Below are 20,391 nucleotides of genomic sequence, written 5' to 3' on the forward strand. Positions count from 1 at the left end.
GCGGGTTTATTTTAGACTACTGTAATTTCGGAAAATATACTTTGCAGAATGCAGGTTCTGCGAATTTTAGAGCCGGTTTGACGCGCTAGTCCTATTGGGAAAGAGATTTATCGATGCTAGCAGCTGCTTGTTTTCTTGCTGTGATAGTCTCCATTATTTGATCATTTTGATCAAATGGCTTTATCATCAGCCAGCAAAATTTTTCAGCTGGGCGGATTTCTTCAACATGACCGCCGGCATTTTTTACAAGATTGTAAAGTTCATCTCTAAAATGTTCGGAACATTGTCCTTCACACCCGAACACGTCAAACGTGCATTTTTTCATCCGATATGTCCTGACACCAGAACCTAAATACTTCGATAATTGTTCACGTTGCTCATCGTTTTGATACGGAAAATGCGCTTGTATCGGAGTAATGCTGCTGTACTCCACATAATAAAGATCGACAAGGAAATGATAAAGATCCTCTGCGAATTTTATCTTCGCAGTGAGCTTTTTATTTTTTTCTTTGCAGATACTTTCTGCAAAAATCATTTGCTCTTCAGTAATCTTGTGCTTCTTCGGTCTCTTTATTTTTTCAGGTTTTGCCTGAACCCGAGCCCCGTAACCAAATTCTTTGAGGGTTTCGTGAATAGTCAAATAAGAACGATTATATGGGTCGTATCGAGCTTCGCTTCCGGCAGTAAGCTTTTGGTGGTAAAAGTGTCGAACTTCTTCCAACGAGCGTGTAAACCGATATCCCTTCTGCTCAAGATCACTACAAATGAATTTGCCGTATTCCGAATCAAATACGCGTGGGTCAAGGATCGTAATGATTCCGAAATCTTTTATATCGCGAATGAGGCGGCCGACGCCTTGGTTGAGCCGCGTCATCATATTGGGCAAAATGATCTCTTCGAAGAAGACATCTTCAAAACCCGCTCCAATGAGTTTTAGGTATGGATCGTCGGGTACAGGGAAAGGCAGACGAGAAAAGATTACGGAAACCAGCGAACTTCCGGATACCGAGAAACCTGAAAAAAAGCTGCCACTTCCAAGTAATACGCTGGTCTCATCCTGTTTAAACTGTTTGGTTAATTGCTCCACTCCGCCAAGTTCTTGTCGTAGGAAGGTCACACCAAGTGAATGACAAATAGTTTCAAGCGGTTCTGCCATGGTCTCCATATGTTGTTTTGAAGTAGAAAGAATCAATGTTCGTCCGCCTGTGAGACGAAGAAGATTATCTGTATGCTGAGTTTGGTCCTCATACCAAGATTTTGAAGCATCTCTTGGATCTTGGACCCCTTCCGGTACATAAATCAAGGCCTGCTTCTCATACTGAAAGGACTCTTTAATAGCTTTGACATCCACCTGGTCATAAGTGAGGCGCCATTGATTTAGGAAGCTTCCGAAATCTCCATTGGTGGTTAAAGTTCCTGACATCACGATGATTTTATTGCGAAGAGTTAAAAAATCAAGCAACTCCTTGAACCTAGAAGGGAAATTGACAGGCACACTGGAAAGTTCGTAGTCTTGATAGGTTATCCAGCTCACGTACCGCTTGGAGTTCTGTAAATGATTAAGCGTTTCGAGCGTTAGTTCTAATCGGTTCACATACTCATCTTCACGTTCCCATGGAGTAGCCCGTTGTCGATCTTGAATAGCAATGACATCAATGCTTTCACGGATAAGTTCATGCAGATCTTCCAAAGTAGGGTGGACAAAATCGGGGAGCGGGTAGCGACCTTGTAAGGATTCGATCTTCATGGCTTCAGTATGGAATTTAAGTTCAAGATCCCCGACCAATCGAAGTAACTTCTTTCGTAAACTACTAGGGAAACGTTTATGCTTTGCGATTGCACGCAGATCTCGTATAGTAACTGTTTCTTGCAGCTGTGATAAAAAGTTCTCTTGGAAATGATGGGCTTCGTCGATTACAATAATACCCGGGTCAATAGGCACAATAGGCGGGAATGCCGGTTCTTGAAGCCGATTCAAAACTGATCTTATTAATTGCTCGTGATTGGTGATTACAAGATCATTGTTATCCAACATGAAACGGCCACGATGGGTATGGGATGGGCAGCTTAGAGAGTAGATACAGTTATCGCATTCTCTTTTGGTGGCTTTTAAGTTAACTCGATCCCAAATGGCATTTTCAATATCACCATGGGAAGACTCGAATTCATCGCGATGTCCCGTCCGCGCTTCTGCGAAAAACGTAGAAAGTTTCTGATGAATTCTTTCGTCAATCTGATCAGAAGCGCTCAATTCCTTATGGCAATAGTAATGTGCTTTACCTTTTGCGAGGATGGCTTGATTTATAAGCTCGAAATTTCGCAGTAATGGTACCTCTTCCTGCATCAACTGACCTTGAAGGTTAATCGTAGCAGTTGCGTAGACGACACGTTTGTGGGTGAATCCGCGCTCGAGTTTTGCTTCCACCATCGCAGGAACCAAGGCACCCAGAGATTTTCCTGTACCGACTGGAGCTTCAATAACCAATATATTGTGTTTTTTCTGGTTGCGATGAAGAAATGCAGCAATGTCCAAAGCCATTTGGACTTGTCCAATTCGTATTTCTGAAGATTCATAATGTTGCGGGATTTTTTCCTCAAATACTTGTAATATAGCTGATTCACGAGATTGTAGCAATAGATCAACATCCTCCCAAGCACATATGTTCTTACATATTATAACATATTTGAAAGCGAAAAAGCCGCGGCCGGCAGAGACGCATTAGACTGAAGTAATGGACCGCCATCGTGCCCCGGCCGGAACCCTTTCCACATTGGGTTTGCCACTGGCATAGGATCGGCGTTCGTCGGGGTAGTACGAACCCGTTACGCAACGGAAGCGTTCGATATTTTCGCTTGGAGGGGGAGGAGCTGGTGGCGTTATCTTGATCCGGGGGAGCGTAGTGCTTAGCGTCGCTCGCGGTGGTCAACTGGTCGTAGCGTGCTTGCAGCATGGGCGGTGTCGGCGCCCGCTGATCGTCCTGCCTGACAGTAGGCAGCCAGTCAGCGTGTGGTCTTTTATAGCGTCTTTTGTAGCCGGAATTCGCCTTTCTCGATTGTGAACCGCCCGTCGATATCCTGTTCCGATCAAGCTGCACGGGCTGGCCGCCGACACTACTACTTTCCAGACACCGCGAGAATCATAGGAGGGGAGCGAGTCGTATATGTTGTTGGGAACATGTTGCTTGATTCGAAATCGTTGGAAAATAGAAGTGAGGAAGGGAAGAGGTCAGAAAGTTTGGTGGTCAACAACTTAAGGACGAACCACATGAACAGAGGAAAGACGTGCGAATCTAGAACGTATGTTCCATATGTTTATATTACCACTCTTTGTATAGAATTAGAATATATAAAGATTTAAAAATGACCGGTATAAAACATTATCGAGAAACGAGGTGCGGACCGATACATGAGTACCGATATATATATGTATGCTAAAGATATTAGCCCGACTCTTGTCGCGTGTTTTTGTCCCGGATCTAACTCAAATGCAGGTTAGGGAGAGTTGATACGAAAACATTATCTAAGCCAAACCGAAGAAGTTATTTGATCAACTATGAGATTCGCTAGTAGCGGGCGAAAGCTGGACAATTACAACAAACGGCAAGATATTTAATATGATTAAAATCTTAAATTTAAGACATGTTCACAAAGATCGGATTTTGTACATATGTCTACGTTAAAGCGTTAATATGATAAAGTTTCAATCTGTTCTGTGCTGCTGCTGTTGTCGTCGTCTGTCGGATGACAAGAACATTATCCCATAAATGATAAAAACTTTATCCCCGACAGACGATAACCCATCGCAAATTTTTTTTGGCGATGGGTCGGCCGCCTGGTAAAGCTCACCGTTTAGTTTTTTCCTTCCGAACAGCCCGAAGGATTTAACGTCATCAACACAAGTTCCATCCCGCTTCCTCTAAGATTCCCTGTAAATCCTCCTGTGTATCTTTCCAATGGTTAATCCGAATCGTCCGCATACGAATTCGCTTCCCAGAGTCAGCTGCCAACGTCCAGTTCCTGCTAGGATCAGGTATATCCGTTGCGGGATACAAGAGCAAAGCACTTTTAGCATTCGGATACCCTGTCACATAGGCATACATCTGATAGATGTCATCCTGCTGATACTTTGTGGCAGCCTTCCATTTCGTATCCATTATTATGGTCCAAACTTCTGCCCCATTCTCCTGCCGCTCCCCCAGAACAATATCGGGAATAAGTTGAATGTTATCCCGGCCCGAGTCCTCATTTTTCAACAGTTTGACTTCGTCGTGCTGCAGCCAAACCACTGCATCACTCCCAAGTGGCATCTGCTGCAGGACACGGCCCACATACATCTCGTAGAGGGAGTGTACTTCAAACAAGAAAGAGAAGCATTCCTCTTTCGTTCCCCTGTGTAAAACCGACAATTGCGATAGAATCAATTTCGCCAAACGGAAAGCCGGTTCGAACCTTGATGTCTGCCGGTCGAATTGCACCTGGTTTAACATATCTTTAATGTCCCCCGGCTCATCCAGATCCTCTAGATAACCACTTAGTTGCAGTAACTTCTTTCGAATTGCGGGATCGAACATCTTCCGCTTCAAAACAGCCAAAGTTTTGCAGAACACAAGGTTTAAAGGAATTGCCGTGGTCCTTTCATCAAAGCTGCAATATACCCGCGTCTTATCCGCCGCATTAAGCTGCAGATGCTTCGAAATCATTAGCCTGCCCTTGAGATGTAGTGAATTCTCTTCCACCTCTACGTAGTCAGCCGCGACTCCTCGTTTCAGCTGCTTCTCCAATTGCATACAGAAGCCGGCAGCAATCCAGCTCAACAAATCCACCTCTATCACTTGTACTGAAGCAGATGCCGGCCCCATGGTGTACGGAACATAGCCGCATATCCCCAGCATGTTTAGAAGGGCCAATCTACCTTCTTCTTCCCCTAACTGTAGCTTTGGTATAATGTCAATTTGTACGCGGGATAAACGGATCGTACCTACAATGTTGATAAATTTAACCCGATTGAAGCCCAATTCTAACCACTCAAGCTTTGGATAAACCCTGGACATGTAGGCAATGAGCTCCTTCATATCCTCCTCTGTAAAAGAGCTGTCCGGCTGGACCTCCAACCAATCGAACGCTTCTCGAACTATCACGACATTACTCATAGATCGCTCGAAGCTCCTCCAACGAGAACGACTTCTTGATGCGGAACTCAATATCTTGGAAATGGCTTAAAGAAGAAGACGTTTTAAATAAAGAGCTTATGGAGCTTGCATTTTTATAGACGATATAAGGATCCTGTTTATTTTGACCTATTCCCCCGAGAACCAGCCCAATCTTCTCCCAATCCTCATAGAAATACTCCTGTAACAGCGGTATCACCTTGTTCTGGAACACCCCGATCAAGTCCTCAACACTTTGAACTCCTATGAAGAAGGCATGTCCGATAGTGTGCTCTCTATCATATAGAACCTCAATTCGCCGATTCATAGTATCCAACATTAGATCCAACTGCAATTCATCTAATGTATTAACCAAAAGTCCGGAGTCGGGCATCATTTCTCGGAAGGCAAACCGGCGTCGAAGGGCTGTATCCAGCAGTGCTATGGACCGGTCAGCCGTATTCATCGTACCGACAATATACAGATTAGGAGGCAAAATAAACCGATCTCGAGAATACGGCAGCGTAACCATGATTTCATTGTCTTCGTTCAGTCTTTTATCAGGTTCGAGCAATGTGATGAGTTCTCCGAATATCTTAGAGATGTTACCGCGGTTAATTTCGTCGATGACCATCACCATTCTCTCTGCATATCTAAAATCAAATGGCGAGCCGTTCTGGAGCGCCTGCATTACACGATCCTTCTTACTTTCATAGGTCATTTCCTTCTTGTTTGGGGTTTCAACCGACAGCCCGAGGAATAACGCCTCAATAGCTGCACGCTTGAACACCCCATCTGCTGGTTCGAAACCTCCATGACCATCCGATTTCAGCCCCTCTATGAAATCCTCATAGGCGTATGATGGGTGGAAAGTCGTAAAGATCAGTTGACCTTTGTTTATGTATTGGCGGAAAGCATCTCTTATCATCTTCCTATTGCCCAGCTCATTCAATTCTTCATATCTCTCGGGGTCAAGGATTTGTAGAGCCGTGTCTACCACATGATAAGTTTTGCCGGTTCCTGGAGGACCGTACAGAATTTGATTTCGTTCACCGAAAGGTCTCGCTAATGCTATACTTGCTTTACTCTGATCTTCTTGGCTTCCATAACTGTCTTGCCCCTGCTCCTCCATGAATTTACCGAATATTTTCTTAATGTCTTCCTCTTTCCTTACGGCCACAACGGTATCGCGCATCCATCCAAGACCTTCGTACTCCACGACATCTGTATCCAGCCAGTCAACTAGCAGTGTATGACCTAGCTCAGTATCATAATCATATCCCGCTTCAGGATCCTCTGAAATGATTCCTATTGCGCATATTTTAAGAATCGAGCTCCCCTGTTTCCGGTAAGCTGCTTTTAGTGCGACATAGTCCCCCTGACGCATGCGGAGAAAAGACTGCAATGCTCTCCGTTCCTTGTTCTCTGTCGCTTTGCTTTCAATAATCTTATCCAGATCGCGATAATCCAGCCCCAGGCTGTCGGAGAAATCATAGTCCAAATAATTCGTCCCGACGACTCCCTTCTCCAGAAAACGCTGCAGCTGTGAATTATCGCCTCCATAGGTGTATCCATTCACCCAATAGGAACGTTTCTTCTCCAGATTACTTTGATTCCATAGGTAAGTCGCAATGGCCACGTTATCCCAGTCCAAGAAAGATTCCTGATCCCGAAGCAACTTAAGGACTTCGGCATTGATGAGAATAACGGAGGTATCCCGTAAATTTAAACTGCTGTCTAAGTTAAGATCCTCCGCCAATGGAACAAGTACGGCTCTCGAATAAATATTAAAGAAATGCTCGGGTACATAAATATTTAAAATTTTTAGCAACACCATATCCCACAGCAGGCCATTCGTCGGGATCTCTTCATTCCGCCCATCTTTAGCGGCCCTAATAGCAGTCAGAATTTGAACCTTCAATTTTTGAAACTCCTCCTGTAAGATAACACCTTCTAACAACGTTTTTTTGTTACCGTAGCCCTTGTAATACTTACCGTCCTTTGCACAATATATGCCAAACTTTGAAGAGTTACCCCCGCCGATTCCCGCCAGGATATTCTTACGTTCCAGCCAATAGATGAAGGTATCTTTGGAATGAATGCTCGCATATTCTTCTAAGGTCATATCCTCTAAATGCTCCATAGGAAACCTGTTAACAAATTCTTCTCTGCCTTGAATACGAGCCCGCGTATTTTCCTTACTAGGCATAGAACTGTGACTGTTCTCTAAAATCTTCGACAGCGGCATATTTGATTATCTCCTTCTTAAGACGTCTATATTTATTCTATTTGTTGCTCTCCTGAACAAGGATTCAATAAGCACAGATGCGAGGATCCGTTAGGATTGCATACAACAAATATGATGGTCCAATTAGATCTTGTAACGCTCCTGGTCCGGAAACCGGCATATTGTCGAAACTCACTTCCGACGTTCTCAATGATGCGCTGCCATATTATTTCAAGTACGGGGGAAGACCTTTACTTATAAATTATCCGGTAATAATAAAGCTTTGGTACCAAGTACCATGAGTATCCTTAGTATCTAATCTTTCATCCATTTAGAAGCCCCCTTGAATCAGAATTGAACGATTACTGTATTCTTCATATTACAAGAAAAAGCCTGCATTTTTAAGACCAACAGCACATTAATAAATGTTAAGAAAGTGAACACGAACCACTGTAAAAGCAAATCTCTTACCTTTTTATAATTGTCTATCACTTTCTTTGATTCTCATGATATAAATAGATGATGAAGATGGAATGATATGGAGGACAAATATGACTAAGACTCTAGATCTTACACTACTGCTCAAGAAGGCTCGTGAACTACTAAAGAATGATTTATCTAAGATTGAATATGAACATATCGAACCTTCTGCCACACGGTTTTTGAACGAGATTCATCAAAAAATTAGCAACTGGGATGAATCTACTTCACTTTCGATTTTCGACCCCTACTGGATTAATAAAAACGCGAATGATGTCTCGGCCGAAGGCGTTGCTAAAATGAACAAAGCTAATTTCAATGTCTTTGTGAATGACCCAACTACTCAAGAAAAATTAAAGCAGCTGCTCATGCTCCGCAAAAATGCTGAACTGGATTACAGGCTGCCGGCTAAAATTTCGAAAGTTGGACTTATAGAGCACCTGGATCGTTTTAATTTTTCACGGGGAAACAAGCCTGTTTTCTTTGTCCATCGCATGCTAATCATGATCTTTCCGGAGTTGTTTACTTCTATCGCGGATCGCGTCAAGCTGGATGAGAGTGCGAAAGTTCTGGGGATCAAGAGCAAAGGTGTTGCTTTTGAACTTGTGCAGTACCAAGTGCGGGACAAGGTGAATGATTTTATTATCGAAAAAGGGCTTCAAAATGAAAGTGAGTTTGTGAAGCGGGGCATTGCTTGGTGGGTACTTGATGCTGCCAAAGCATTAAAAGAATGATGATCATAGAGGGGTATTTTTCTTCCCACTTTTACATTTTGCTGAAGCATAAAGTTACCTCTGAGAGTACCCGTGCAAATGCAAATTACATAACAATCCAAATTCGGGACACTTTAAGTTTTTTGAATTATGAATAATAACCCCATAATAATGCATTGTTCTGTAATCGTGGAAAATACATCATTTTTATGTCCATCATTGGAAAACAATACAACTTCTTGTCTTTTAGAAAGGACAAGAAGTTGTAATCATAAAATAAAAAAACCTCGTAATACGCAGCCTGAAGCTAACTATAGGTATAAATCGCTTTTAATTGCTCGTTGACGTTTTTTGGATAAACATGGTATTATTTTCGTGATCGGAAGTATCGGCATTAGCCCTCTGAGGAAATACCTCGGGGGCTTTACTTATATATCAAAATAGAACCTATCCAAAAAGAGGTGGAGGTTAATTGTATTTATACGTTTGTCCGGTTTGCAAATCTAAGAACGAGGAAGATCAAAAATATTGCATGCAATGTGGCACATGGCTTCTTAGTGATCGTTTCCCAGCGCAGAAAGTTAAAGCAGGCATAACGTCGGGAACGCTATACATTTGTTCTTTTTGCGATACGGCTAACGAGCCCGGAAGAAATGCCTGCAAGAAATGCCTTAAACCATTGTTTAGTACGGAATATAAGACGAAAGAAATCAATGTATCTGCATCAGCTGGAAGCGGACTAATTAAATTCTTCAGAGTGATCGTATATATTCTCCTAGCTTTAGCAGTGCTGCTTGGAATAGTTTTGCTCACATCGACGGTTAATGACAAAATATCATCTATATTTGTTACTCTGCTATTAATGGGTATAGTTCAATTATTTTTCGGAGTTATCAATCCGTCCATCATACCAGGTGGATCAACTTCCCGGAAACAAGTACTAGGTGTATACGGTGTCATGATTCTTGTACTCTTCGGATTATTTGTAAAATTTGTTCCGTCCTCAAAATTACCGAATACGCAACAAACAAATAGCAGAGCTGTTTCAGCGGCGGCTCCCGCAGCAACATCGCCAACGACCTCGCAACAAGCTCAGGAAGCCTCACCAACTACACAACAAAATCCTGATGAAAAAAATTCAAGCGAAGTGTTTAGAGTTAGGGATTTTGAATTTCGTGACCTTCAAATTATGAAAAGTTCAGTTGGTTGGGAAGCAACTGTCGAAGTCAACAATGCAGGCAAGGATGTTAAGGGGATGGGATTTACAATCACTTTTTATGCTGAGGATGGTAAGAGGGTTGGGACATCTCAAGGGGCAATATTGGATATACGGTCCGGAGAATCAAAAACCGTTAAATTAATAACAAAAGATGACTTATCCAAGTCGAAATCAGTTAAGGCACAAATTGATTATGCAATGTAATTTTAAGCCCCACCCGCGCTGCCTTCGGAAAATTGGTATTATCTATCGTTCCTCGCATTGCCCAGTCTTGACAGATATTATACGAACAATTAATGAAATTAGCGCCACCTACCACTAAGTGGCGCTTTGTCATATGATTCGATTTATATACGTATCGTCGTATGAATCGGAGCCTCTCGCCTATGTATCTTATTAGCATGGAGATGTTCCTCCTTTCATTCCCATTCCACTCTAATTTACATTTAAACACGTGAAAAACCGGGGACTCCTTATAACCCGGTTCTTCAGACTTCCTATGATCATTGTTTGGCTCCTCCAAGCAGAGAATTCAGCTGCTCCAGCAAATTTCCCCCGCCGGTGAGCGAAATCGTCCCGATTTTTTCGCAAATTTTTTCGAGGAACTCGAGCTCTTTTAACCGGAACAGCGTCTGATTCTCGTCCATCAGTTTGGCTGTGTTAAGCAGACTGCGGGTCGAAGCCGTTTCCTCGCGGCGGGTAATCAGGTTCGCCTGAGCCTTCTTCTCTGCGAGCAGCACCGTGTTGAGAATCTCTTTGATATCGCCAGGAAGAATAATGTCCTTGACGCCTGCGGAAAGGAACATAACCCCATAGTCCTCGCTCTTTTCATTCAGGCGAGATAATACGAATGCGGCAATTTCCTGCTTCATCCGCAGCAGGTCATCAAGCTTCAGTGTGCCGACATATTCACGCAGTATTAGCTGCAGCAAAATATAAACTTGATCCTCGAAGGACTTGATCTCCAGCGCCCGCAACGGATTGATGATTTTATACTGGCAGACGAAATTCAGGCGCAGCGTCACCTTGTCTTCCGTCATGATCTCCTGTCCGGTCATATCGAGCTGCTGCTGCCGCAAATCCACGGTTTTTAGCGACGCCAAAACAGGTCCCTTCCAGAAGTAATATTTCCCCGGCGCCAGCACCTTCTGCATCACGTTGTTGTAGAAGAGCATTCCCGTCTCGTGGCTGGCCACTTCGGAAGTATAGTAATATCCCGCTACTTTCGGCAAGATCGCCTTATCCACCTCTGGCCCCACCTCCGGCTGACGAATATCTACCCGGACAAAGTCATGCTTCTTAAGCACATTCCAGAATGCGTATTTGCCAGCTGTCAGCAGCGAGACGAACTTTCCATCCTCGTAATGAAGTACGTATTCATGATCTTGAACATCGATAACAGTTAGCTCCTCCAGCAGCCGCTCATCCCGAAGAAACAAGTTCAGCTCTTTCCCCTGTACGGTAAAAGGCTTTGAAACGCTCAGCAGCACGACCGCATCGTCAGATAAAGGGGTGAGTCGATAAATTCCCGGCTGCAGATGCATCACATAACTGCCTTTCTTGAACAACAATCCTCGTTCGTCGGTTTTGACGATAATTTTCTTTAGCATGTTGACCTCCTCACTAAACGGATGCATGTGTGATGTGTCCTTTTGTTGGGGATCCTCCTGAGTCAGAAGCGGAGCCGCGCTTAAGGGTCGGAAATCGATATCTGCCCCCGAAACTTCGAATGATGTCGATGCGGCCCAACTTCAGACCACAGTTGATCATTCCATTGTTACGTGGCGCAGAAACTCTTTCCGCTCCGGTATCCGCCGGCTGCAAAGCTCCTTCCTCAGCGCCCACCCGAAGGTGTGCAGAGGATTCCCGCCGAAAAGGTCCCTTTGATTGAAATCTCTCGATTACCAGTCGAGTGCTCTACCACTGAGCTAATCGCCGTGAATGCGATATGGGATTCGAACCCATGACACTTTAAGGAATGATGCCGAAGGTAGCGCTACAGGATACCTGTTCACAGGGTGAACAAGTACTGCAGGATCGTCTGGAAATCCCTGCCTAGGTAACGGCCCTCTCGACATCATCCAAATTTATAGTAGACGGCATTCCGCCGTGATACCCGATACTTATTGTGAGAGGATTATAGTTTCAGCAACATTCAAACGATAACCATCTCGTACAAGGCAAGTTAACGATTCAATCCTTGTAAGGATCAAACTCGTCCGCCCCCGCCATACATACGCCAATCGGTTTCAATACATGAAGAATTGCGATCGTCTCCGAATGGGCATCCAATACTTCCTGCAGCTTCCGATATACGAACGGACTTTCATCCGTTCCTGCGCCACGGAGCTCCACGCCGTAGTTGCGGACAGCCTCCATCATCTTCTCCGGGGAGATAAGCCCGCCGCTGCGTGTGCGCGTTTTCCAGTTCATTTTGCCCGCCGCCTGGGTCCGACTCATGATTCGTCCAGCTCCGTGCACCGTGCTGTAGCAGGCCGCCCGATTCTCGTCAGAATCTTTCCCCTGGACAATCACGGAGATGTCGCCCATACTGCCGCCGATAAACCCGATCTGCCCGGGAGCCGAAGGGGTGGCTCCTTTGCGGACAACCACCGTTTGTTTGCCTTCATGCTCCTCCATCCAGGCAAAATTATGATGGTTATGCACTTCGAACTCTGCCTCCGCCCCCAGAATCGAAAGCACTTGCCCGATCACATAATCGCGTCCCGCATAAGCGTAACGGCCGGCAAGCTTCATTGCTCGGTAATACATATCGCCAACCTCACTGCTCAAATCGAGCAATACAGGCGGTTGATCCATGCTCTCTCCAGGGGCATTATCAAGGAACCTTCTGCCAGCCGCCAGATTCAAGAACCCACTGGCCGTCTTATGGCCGAAGCCGCGACTGCCAAAATGATTCGCAATCCAAATCGCCCCGGTCGCTTCCTCCACAAACAAATCGACAAAATGATTGCCGCTCCCCACCGTACCTAACTGGTCACGGGCCAATGCCTTCAACTTGTCGTGCTCCTGTTTGCCCACAGTTGCATAAACCGCCCAATCCGGATCGTCGAACAAATCATGATCGACCTTCTCGCTGTTTGCGCGCCCGATCCCGCACGAAACCTTACGGGCAATTTCATCCATCCAGCGGGAAATATGCGGAAGGGCATCTTCCATGCGGAGATTCGTTCTTACCGCTTTATTCCCGCAGGCGATATCGTAGCCCACTCCTGATGGTGAAATTTGCCCGTTATAGGCGATAACCCCTCCGATCGGCTGACTGTATCCTTTGTGATGATCAGCCATGAGCAGAGCCTGTACGACCCGCCCGGTTTCCGCACACCTCTTAGCCTGGGCAAGCGCCCCCTCATCAGGATTGCCCCAAACCCGAACTCCATCTATTGATTGATAAGCCATGATAAACATCTCCTCTTTATTGTCTTTCCAAATTTCCTGCAATGCCGCGCTTGACGACTTTCTAGTATTAGAATCGTTGATTACAGGGCAAACGTACATGGCAAAAGTATTACGACGTTCGAGAAATTTTTCCATTCTGCTGCTAAACTTATGAAAGCTAACTTTCTTTGATTCTCATTATCAGAGATATCCTTTGGCACGAATATAAGTGGCAGCGTGACAGGTAACAAAAAATTGCGGTTCTGATAAGTTTAGTAGCCAAAAGCACCGTCGCCGTGCTCCATTCATGCTACCGCACTCATAGCTCATAAGTTCTGCTTTCCTGCCGCCCTGCCGATGATCGGAAGGATCTTCCTCCCTCCAGAATCTGTTAGATAACGCTAAGTAGAAGCAACTCGTAAACGATAAGGTCTTTTCGTCTCGCGGTCAGCGATACTCACCATTACCGATTCAGGCTTAACCCTTGCGATCAAACCCATTGCCTCAATTCGACCAACCATTTCAGCAACGTAAGCTGCCGTCTTATTTTTCGTACCCGCACCACCATCGATATCCACCATGAACCGAATATCAGCTCCTTGGTCGAGATAAGGCAGAATGATGCTTTCGAGACGATCGCGTTCGGCAAAACCGAACAGTGCGGCAATCTCCTGTGAAAAGGTCGTTTCCAGTGACAATTTTTCGTGAACAGAGCGAATTTCCCGCGGTAAAATAATTTGCCGGCTGCATAGCCAGGCCCCACGTCCGACGCGGTATGCCACTACATAAGTAACTGCTTTCGTATGCCCAGAATGGGTCTGGGAATCGGTCGTAACCACGAGATCATAAACCGCCCTTGGGTCGCTCTCGATGAAACGTGAAATCCTGTCCATGACGTCGCGAAACTCAAGGTTCTGTTCAGTCCTATTGCGGAATGTCGTTTCATGAATCAATGGGAATTGTCGTATTTTTGTCTTCATGGGGTTCACCTGTAACGCAAGGTTGGCTTCTTCCTTTCATTGTAAATTGGTATGCCCTGATGGACTCGGACCATCATATGGCCGGTTATGAGCCGGACTGCTTCGCCATTAAACTAAAGGCGCTGAAATGGGAATAAGGAGACTCGAACTCCCACGGTCTTTGAATCCGCAGCTCCTCAAGCACTACGTCTGCCATTCCGTCATATCTCATATGGTCGGGAAGACATGATTTGAACATGCGGCCCCCTGCTCCCAAGGCAGGTGCTCTGACCAAACTGAGCTACTTCCCGATATTGGTGCGCCCCGAGGGATTCGAACCCTCAGTGTCTTTCGACCACGAATTTTAAGCTCGCTACGTCTGCCATTTCCGTCAGAGGCGCAAAGAAGAAATATGGGCCCGGCAGGACTCGAACCTACACTCTCGCCGATTAAGAGTCGGGTGTTTTACCAGTTAAACTACAAGCCCACGCACCCGTCCATTTTATCGATGTCGGCTCTCAAACGGAGCCGATCGATCCGAACCGTCGTTCGTGCTTCAACGGACGGAAAAGCTAATTTTCGGAACCTTCGGCAGCGAACCGAACCATTCGACTTGCGAACGAATGTACTTCCTCAAGCGTCCCGATGGCAGGGGCATCCGGATTCGAACCGGAGATGCGGGAGTCAAAGTCCCGTGAATTTGACCGCTATTCTATACCCCGAGATGGCAGGGGGCGTGGGCATCGAACCCACCACAGTCTGTTTTGGAGGCAGACTCGCCGGCCAAGGAACATGGACCCCTACATTTAGGTGGAATCGAGAGGAATCGAACCTCCGACCTACTGCTTGCACAGCAGCTGCTCTTCCAACTGAGCTACGACCCCATGGCAGGGATAGCAGGACTCGAACCTGCATGTCACGCATTAACAGTGCGCTGCCTTACCGATTGGCTATATCCCTAAATATGATGCTGTCGAGTGGACTTGAACCACTGGCCTCCCGGTTATCAGCCGGACGCTCTAACCTTTCTGAGCTACGACAGCATATGGCGGCCCCAAGGGGATTTGAGCCCCTGACGACCTCTGCGCTGACAACGCTCGTTTATGGTCGGGATGACCGGATTTGAACCGATGGCCTCTAGTACCCGAAACTAGCGTTCTACCAAGCTGAACTACATCCCGTTGGTGGGAGGAGACGGGTTTGAACCGCCGAACCCCGAAGGGAGCTGATTTACAGTCAGCTGCGTTTGACCTCTTCGCTATCCTCCCAAGTTTGGTGCCGGCGAAAGGGTTCGAACCTTCAACCTACTGATTAAAAGTCAGTTGCTCTACCGATTGAGCTACGCCAGCATGTGGTCACGGTAAATCCTTGCTAGGAGCGGGTTAGACTCCCACCGATTTTTTACAGCTCGTGTTTCGTTCAACCACCATCAACCCATCTAATGGTCAACTCACACTTTGCGAACCGATCGATATGTACTTTTGGTGCGGCCAGTGGGACTTGAACCCACAAGTGAGCTTTCGCTGCACGAGCGTCTGAGGCCCGCATGTCTGCCATTCCATCACAGCCGCATGGCTGCCCCTCCAGGGCTCGAACCTGGGATCGCGGCTTCAAAGACCGCTGCCTTACCAACTTGGCTAAGAGGCAATATTTTAAGGGAGACCAACCGGAATCGAACCGGCGATAACGGGGCCACAACCCGTCGCGTTGGCCATTTCGCCATGATCTCCATGGTGGTCCGGGCTGGAATCGAACCAGCGGCGCATGGCTTTTCAGGCCATCGCTCTACCAACTGAGCTACCGAACCATTGGAGCGGAATACGGGAATCGAACCCATTCTTAATGCTTGGAAGGCACCCGTTCTACCGTTAAACTAATTCCACGTGTTGGTGACGCATGGGGGATTCGAACCCACCGAATGCACGAGTGAAAGTCGTGTGGCTTACCCGCTTGCCTAATGCGCCAAATCTTTGAAGGACCGAGCAGGAATCGAACCTGCGATTGACGATTTTGCAGATCGCCGCGTTAGCCAACTTCGCCATCGGTCCATATGGAGGAGAGAAAGGGATTCGAACCCTTGGAGTCCGCTAACCTCTTTCGTTTTCAAGACGAATACAATAAACCGGACTCTGCCACCTCTTCACGAGAGGAACATATGTTCTTTTTTGTGTATAGAAAAAGCTACTCGCCCCGCCGTGGTACCATTTGAGTCGTTTATCGGAGAACCTCGCCCGAAAGAAGACAAACACAAATGGACCACTTGCTTGAGTGCAAGTAGCCTTATACGTACAAAATCTATGGATCAACGGATTCAGATTCAGAACGGTCCGCGATTCAAGATCACGTTAGCACCGTTCCTCCTCTTTTAAGGATCGAACGGCCCAAACGTGGCACGTAAAAGCTACGATTGATCGGATGGATATAGGCTTTAAGGAAGCTCAAAAATTGCCCATTAATGCCATGTTCGCGCCAAAAATCGGCATACTCATGATTGATCGTAATCTCTTGATAGCCAAATGGCTGCTGCTGATAAGACTGCTTACATGGATTCATAAATAACGGCTTTCTCATGGCCTATCCCTTCCTTTCTTCGTGGATTTCGCGCCAAATACTTTCATGCGTTATTACTTTAATGTTTTACCGCTTTACTGATGTGATAATACCATGGGTTATTTTTACTGTCAACCCTTTTTTTTATTTTATTTCATCATTTATCCAAATTCCCGTGAAAGAAAAAAGACCGCTAATATTCCAGCGGTCTTTTCATATCCGGACAAAAACGTCAAAAATGACGCTATTTTGCCTACAGTTCCTCCCTTTCGTTAGGGGGATAGGGATATCGAAAAAAGGCCGCGTGGCGAGGTATGAGGCTTTTGGGAATTAAGAAATAAATGGTCGCCTTCCGATAGGCTCCACTGCTGAATGCACTCATATCCAAATGGATATATGGCCGTTTTCATCCTCGCTCACGCTCCTTTCCATGCACCTAAATTTTCCTCATCATAAATCAATTACAACTTTAATGTCAAGTGGATTTTCATCATAGATAAGCATGCCGGGATGTTTTACCTCAACCAAATTATCCAGTCATTTTCTAAAATTTACTTCGCAGAACCTGTATTCTGCGAAGTAAATTTGTTGTTTAAACTAAGATCATTTGTTTTGAACACCTCCTAAGACCCTCCTCCTTAATTCTGTAATTTCATGCGTATTACAGATCGACGGAATTCAGTAAAGTCTTTGAGTATGTGATCAAGTCTTCTTTTATAGAAAGATGCAACAGTAGAATTTTCAGCAAAGTGAATCTCATCAATAAGATCGTCTAAATCTTCCTTCAGTACAATGAAATCAAGATTATCTTCATCTCTACTCAACTTAGATTTAAGATCAGCAGCTAATGCCTCGCCTAATTCTTTTAAACGCGGTACTTCAAGGTGCAGGTGCACCTTCATTTTTATAAGTGGAGGGGTATAATCCTTTCTAAAATCTATGCCTGGGACTTCGTCCCATAATGCATTCCAACCTTTAAGTAGTCCTGCTGAATAAAAAAGTAGTTTTAAGTAACCGCATAACCAGGACGTACAACTTATGTTTCTACTTTGACACCCCACTCCGTTTTTTAAATGAGAACAAAAGTTGCAGCAAGAACCACCGTTTTTTATACACACTTTGCAAATACTATAACTTCCCACTCCGTCTAGAAATTGAATTCCATAGTCAATAAGATCTTTTCTTGTTATACAATAGATATCGTTTTCATCAAGCATATAATCGTCAAACAAACCCTTCCCTTGTCAAAATCTGAATACTATTATATATTCAGTTATTTGAATATTTGATATGCTATGTTGATTTACTATAACTGAAAAAAGCTAAAAAAAGCAATGTTTTAGAGCTCCGTGTTAATAAGCTAGTTTGTTAAAATCGAAAAAACCACCCGAATAGGTTCCCTGAGGTGGGTTAAAAAGAGTCAAACACCGCCCAAAACAGACGGTGTCTTGTTCATCTTATTGTATCTTCTTTAAGTATTTTAGATCCCCTGTTTTAACGTACATAAGAAAATGATATTGATTAAGTGCTCTTTTCTTTGAAAGTTTCATACTCATTCCACCTCCTTAGAATATAGCATTCCCTCAATCTATCATTTCATACTAGAGTTCTTACTAGAGTTAGCCTTTGTGTCCCCTACCCTATGATTCAGCACAAACATTCACTTCCCGTACCGAAAGCAAACTTCACACTCTACCCTGGTGCATAGTGGCTTCCTTATAGCTAATCCTTTTGCCCTCCTAGCACCGACAAAAAATGCAAAGCCCCAAACTTAGCTCGAGATCTTGACTTTCGTTCCACTGAAAAGCCGATCTCAGGATCGGTTTTTTAAGATACCAATTTCTTCAAAATACCGGCTCGTCGAAACATGCGTGATGGTCGCTAATTTAAATTCATCAAAATGATTCTTGACGTAATCAAAGTAAAAGTATATTTTCAGACCGTGAGGGAATAAATGGATAATAGTTGATTTAAAATACGAGATTGAGGGTGAATCCCTTGCAGAGTAGAAAACCATCTCTTATAACTGATGTGCTTAAACTGGATTTGGCGTTTCATAATTTAACTAGAGAAGAGCTCAACGAGGCATTTTTCTATATTCATAAAGAATTACTCGACCGTAGTTCTACAGAAATCGTTTCACTCGACAAAGGTGTTGTTGCGTCCGTACAGTATAGCCATAAGGCATATACAACTCCGTATAGAGAACGTAATATAGACCTTCTCCGGGTACTTGGAGATTTACATAGCGAACTTGCACCTGATATGAATACTAAACAGTTCTATGAGCATTGAAAGTCTCAAAAGAAACTTTCTTATGATGCCCACAATCGCTGATGTAGCATTCTTTGGAGTTATTACGATAACAATTAATATTATCTCAAAGTATGATTTTCACGTCATGAGGAACTAAATGGATAATGGTAGATTGATAATCTAGTACTGTGAGTGAGGGGTTTTATGTCGAACCAGCCGGACATTTATGATCTAGTTACAACTTCCGGGATTCTTGACTATGACAAATTGCTATCAATTAAGTATGGCGAACGGATTGTACGCGGCATTCTTTCGCATCTTCCAAGTGATGCTTATTTTTTTGAAGCAAGTTTAGTATGCTATGAATCAATTTGGTTAATTTCGATAATCGCATGCGATATATCTTCATTTCCTGACGACAAATGCTGCTATGAATTTATTTATAAAATAGGCGAAGATGTGATACTGACAGATAAAATAATGTTCAGTACTGTTGATCACTTTTATGAGTTGTATAATAAAAACCGACCGAATAACAGTAACTTTAATAAGCGAATTATGTGGAAGAGTGTAGATGGTAGAGACTATGCGTCCTCAAATGGATCATACGTGTTTAGATTGAAATTAATTCAGCAAGTAACTAAAGTGCTGGATAATAAGTCTAAATTTACTGAAGACGCCTATCAGCTTGAAATAAGAAAAAAAGGTCAAGCAAACTTCAATGATCTAGGTTACAGATTTTTTTTAGATTCACCGCATTTTGATGGATTTGCAGAGCCAATTAGTGTGAATCAAATTTATTGGAGATCAATACCGGATATACTTACAAAGAGTAATGAAATACTCACCATATTAGGTTATGTCAGTGAATCAGAATCCGCTTGAAAACTTAAATTCGTCAAATTATTATAATAGAAAAAAATAAGAAGGAACAGGTTCTTCACGCTTTTCGGACGACGACGGGCTTTCCGTCATTTTCAAAAAAGCCCTCACGAATGTCGGTGTTTCTGGCCCCGAAAATCGTCGGGAGCCGGCTGTACACGCAATTGGCAAACGATAAATAAGCTGGCCGATCTGAGCAGAACGGCAAATCCATAACGTAACCGGCAAACGGACGGTGCTGCGGATATGCCGTTCTTTTTTTTGTTTCGGGTCTCAGACGGAATGGTTTACCCGGAGGCAGCCATGAAGCCGTTTTTCATTAATTGCTGGAGAGCGGTAATCGAGCCGTACATGCTGGAATGGAAGATTGGGACGAAGCAGCCGCATCCGCCCCGACGATAAGACGGCGATCCTGTTGGGCTTTTAAGCTAGATCCGTTTCTTATTGGGGCGGCAAACATAAAGCGGTCGAGCAAAAATGACGCATCCTGCTCGACCGCTTTACGTTTGAATTTGATTTGTAAGGCGCGGTGTTGAAATTTCGATTACCGCGCTGAGCA

Annotated in this window: 12 protein-coding genes and 19 tRNA genes; 4 read left to right on the plus strand and 27 right to left on the minus strand. The window is 44.5% G+C overall.

Translation table 11 applies throughout. The features are described 5' to 3' along the window. Positions 1–91: 91 nt before the first annotated feature. The 3 genes from ACFQI7_RS27735 to ACFQI7_RS27745 form a co-directional block, all read right to left on the minus strand. The gene (locus tag ACFQI7_RS27735) at positions 92–2,635 is read right to left on the minus strand and encodes an ATP-dependent DNA helicase (RefSeq protein WP_218101296.1); all 2,544 of its coding nucleotides are present in this window, start codon (positions 2,633–2,635) and stop codon (positions 92–94) included. 1,255 nt (positions 2,636–3,890) lie between these two features. Next, positions 3,891–5,150: an McrC family protein gene (locus tag ACFQI7_RS27740; protein ID WP_218101295.1), complete on the minus strand. Its 1,260-nt coding sequence runs from the start codon at positions 5,148–5,150 to the stop codon at positions 3,891–3,893. Continuing rightward, the gene (locus ACFQI7_RS27745; protein WP_218101294.1) at positions 5,143–7,395 is read right to left on the minus strand and encodes an McrB family protein; all 2,253 of its coding nucleotides are present in this window, start codon (positions 7,393–7,395) and stop codon (positions 5,143–5,145) included. Before ACFQI7_RS27745 ends, ACFQI7_RS27740 begins: the two co-directional genes overlap by 8 nt. Before the next feature lie 530 nt (positions 7,396–7,925). Here ACFQI7_RS27745 and ACFQI7_RS27750 point away from each other — a divergent pair. Then, positions 7,926–8,588: a hypothetical protein gene (locus ACFQI7_RS27750; RefSeq protein ID WP_218101293.1), complete on the plus strand. Its 663-nt coding sequence runs from the start codon at positions 7,926–7,928 to the stop codon at positions 8,586–8,588. Positions 8,589–9,039: 451 nt separating this feature from the next. After that, positions 9,040–9,990: a zinc ribbon domain-containing protein gene (locus ACFQI7_RS27755; RefSeq protein ID WP_218101292.1), complete on the plus strand. Its 951-nt coding sequence runs from the start codon at positions 9,040–9,042 to the stop codon at positions 9,988–9,990. 299 nt (positions 9,991–10,289) lie between these two features. Here ACFQI7_RS27755 and ACFQI7_RS27760 read toward each other — a convergent pair whose 3' ends face one another. The 24 genes from ACFQI7_RS27760 to ACFQI7_RS27875 all read right to left on the minus strand — a co-directional run bounded on the left by ACFQI7_RS27760 (position 10,290) and on the right by ACFQI7_RS27875 (position 17,926). Continuing rightward, complete coding sequence (locus tag ACFQI7_RS27760; RefSeq protein ID WP_218101291.1) at positions 10,290–11,396, minus strand: slipin family protein; 1,107 nt, start codon at positions 11,394–11,396, stop codon at positions 10,290–10,292. A gap of 583 nt (positions 11,397–11,979) precedes the next feature. Beyond that, entirely contained in the window at positions 11,980–13,206 is a 1,227-nt protein-coding gene (locus ACFQI7_RS27765) for an RtcB family protein (protein ID WP_218101290.1), read from the minus strand. Positions 13,207–13,586: 380 nt separating this feature from the next. Next, on the minus strand, positions 13,587–14,165 hold the full coding sequence (locus tag ACFQI7_RS27770) for a ribonuclease H-like YkuK family protein (protein ID WP_218101289.1): 579 nt from the start codon (positions 14,163–14,165) through the stop codon (positions 13,587–13,589). Positions 14,166–14,212: 47 nt separating this feature from the next. Beyond that, a tRNA-Ile gene (locus tag ACFQI7_RS27775) sits at positions 14,213–14,288 on the minus strand. 89 nt (positions 14,289–14,377) lie between these two features. Next, a tRNA-Pro gene (locus ACFQI7_RS27780) sits at positions 14,378–14,455 on the minus strand. 4 nt (positions 14,456–14,459) lie between these two features. After that, positions 14,460–14,545: transfer RNA gene (locus ACFQI7_RS27785), tRNA-Leu, on the minus strand. A 12-nt stretch (positions 14,546–14,557) separates the two neighbouring features. After that, positions 14,558–14,631 (minus strand) — tRNA-Lys (locus ACFQI7_RS27790). 159 nt (positions 14,632–14,790) lie between these two features. Beyond that, positions 14,791–14,866: transfer RNA gene (locus ACFQI7_RS27795), tRNA-Gln, on the minus strand. An 89-nt stretch (positions 14,867–14,955) separates the two neighbouring features. Beyond that, a tRNA-Ala gene (locus tag ACFQI7_RS27800) sits at positions 14,956–15,028 on the minus strand. A 1-nt stretch (position 15,029) separates the two neighbouring features. Next, positions 15,030–15,104, minus strand: a tRNA-Asn gene (locus tag ACFQI7_RS27805). 8 nt (positions 15,105–15,112) lie between these two features. Then, positions 15,113–15,187: transfer RNA gene (locus ACFQI7_RS27810), tRNA-Ile, on the minus strand. A 61-nt stretch (positions 15,188–15,248) separates the two neighbouring features. Further along, positions 15,249–15,325 (minus strand) — tRNA-Pro (locus tag ACFQI7_RS27815). A 1-nt stretch (position 15,326) separates the two neighbouring features. Further along, a tRNA-Tyr gene (locus ACFQI7_RS27820) sits at positions 15,327–15,412 on the minus strand. 5 nt (positions 15,413–15,417) lie between these two features. Further along, a tRNA-Lys gene (locus ACFQI7_RS27825) sits at positions 15,418–15,493 on the minus strand. A gap of 133 nt (positions 15,494–15,626) precedes the next feature. Next, positions 15,627–15,715, minus strand: a tRNA-Leu gene (locus tag ACFQI7_RS27830). A 1-nt stretch (position 15,716) separates the two neighbouring features. After that, positions 15,717–15,791, minus strand: a tRNA-Gln gene (locus tag ACFQI7_RS27835). 10 nt (positions 15,792–15,801) lie between these two features. Continuing rightward, positions 15,802–15,873 (minus strand) — tRNA-His (locus tag ACFQI7_RS27840). Between the two features lie 2 nt (positions 15,874–15,875). Then, positions 15,876–15,951: transfer RNA gene (locus ACFQI7_RS27845), tRNA-Phe, on the minus strand. A gap of 2 nt (positions 15,952–15,953) precedes the next feature. Then, positions 15,954–16,027, minus strand: a tRNA-Gly gene (locus ACFQI7_RS27850). Between the two features lie 4 nt (positions 16,028–16,031). Further along, positions 16,032–16,108, minus strand: a tRNA-Glu gene (locus ACFQI7_RS27855). Positions 16,109–16,118: 10 nt separating this feature from the next. After that, a tRNA-Cys gene (locus ACFQI7_RS27860) sits at positions 16,119–16,192 on the minus strand. Between the two features lie 3 nt (positions 16,193–16,195). Then, a tRNA-Ser gene (locus ACFQI7_RS27865) sits at positions 16,196–16,286 on the minus strand. 198 nt (positions 16,287–16,484) lie between these two features. Beyond that, positions 16,485–16,715 carry a hypothetical protein gene (locus tag ACFQI7_RS27870; protein ID WP_218101288.1) on the minus strand — a complete coding sequence of 77 codons (231 nt, stop codon included), beginning with the start codon at positions 16,713–16,715 and terminating at the stop codon, positions 16,485–16,487. A 617-nt stretch (positions 16,716–17,332) separates the two neighbouring features. After that, complete coding sequence (locus ACFQI7_RS27875; RefSeq protein WP_218101287.1) at positions 17,333–17,926, minus strand: hypothetical protein; 594 nt, start codon at positions 17,924–17,926, stop codon at positions 17,333–17,335. A gap of 766 nt (positions 17,927–18,692) precedes the next feature. On the opposite strand from ACFQI7_RS27875, the gene ACFQI7_RS27880 reads away from it, so the two are divergent. Together ACFQI7_RS27880 and ACFQI7_RS27885 are read left to right on the plus strand one after the other, a co-directional pair. After that, positions 18,693–18,989 carry a hypothetical protein gene (locus ACFQI7_RS27880; protein ID WP_218101286.1) on the plus strand — a complete coding sequence of 99 codons (297 nt, stop codon included), beginning with the start codon at positions 18,693–18,695 and terminating at the stop codon, positions 18,987–18,989. 165 nt (positions 18,990–19,154) lie between these two features. Next, complete coding sequence (locus ACFQI7_RS27885) at positions 19,155–19,835, plus strand: hypothetical protein (protein WP_218101285.1); 681 nt, start codon at positions 19,155–19,157, stop codon at positions 19,833–19,835. Positions 19,836–20,391: the final 556 nt, after the last annotated feature.

This window comes from Paenibacillus allorhizosphaerae (assembly GCF_042659105.1).
In the GTDB taxonomy this organism is placed as follows: domain Bacteria; phylum Bacillota; class Bacilli; order Paenibacillales; family NBRC-103111; genus Paenibacillus_G; species Paenibacillus_G allorhizosphaerae.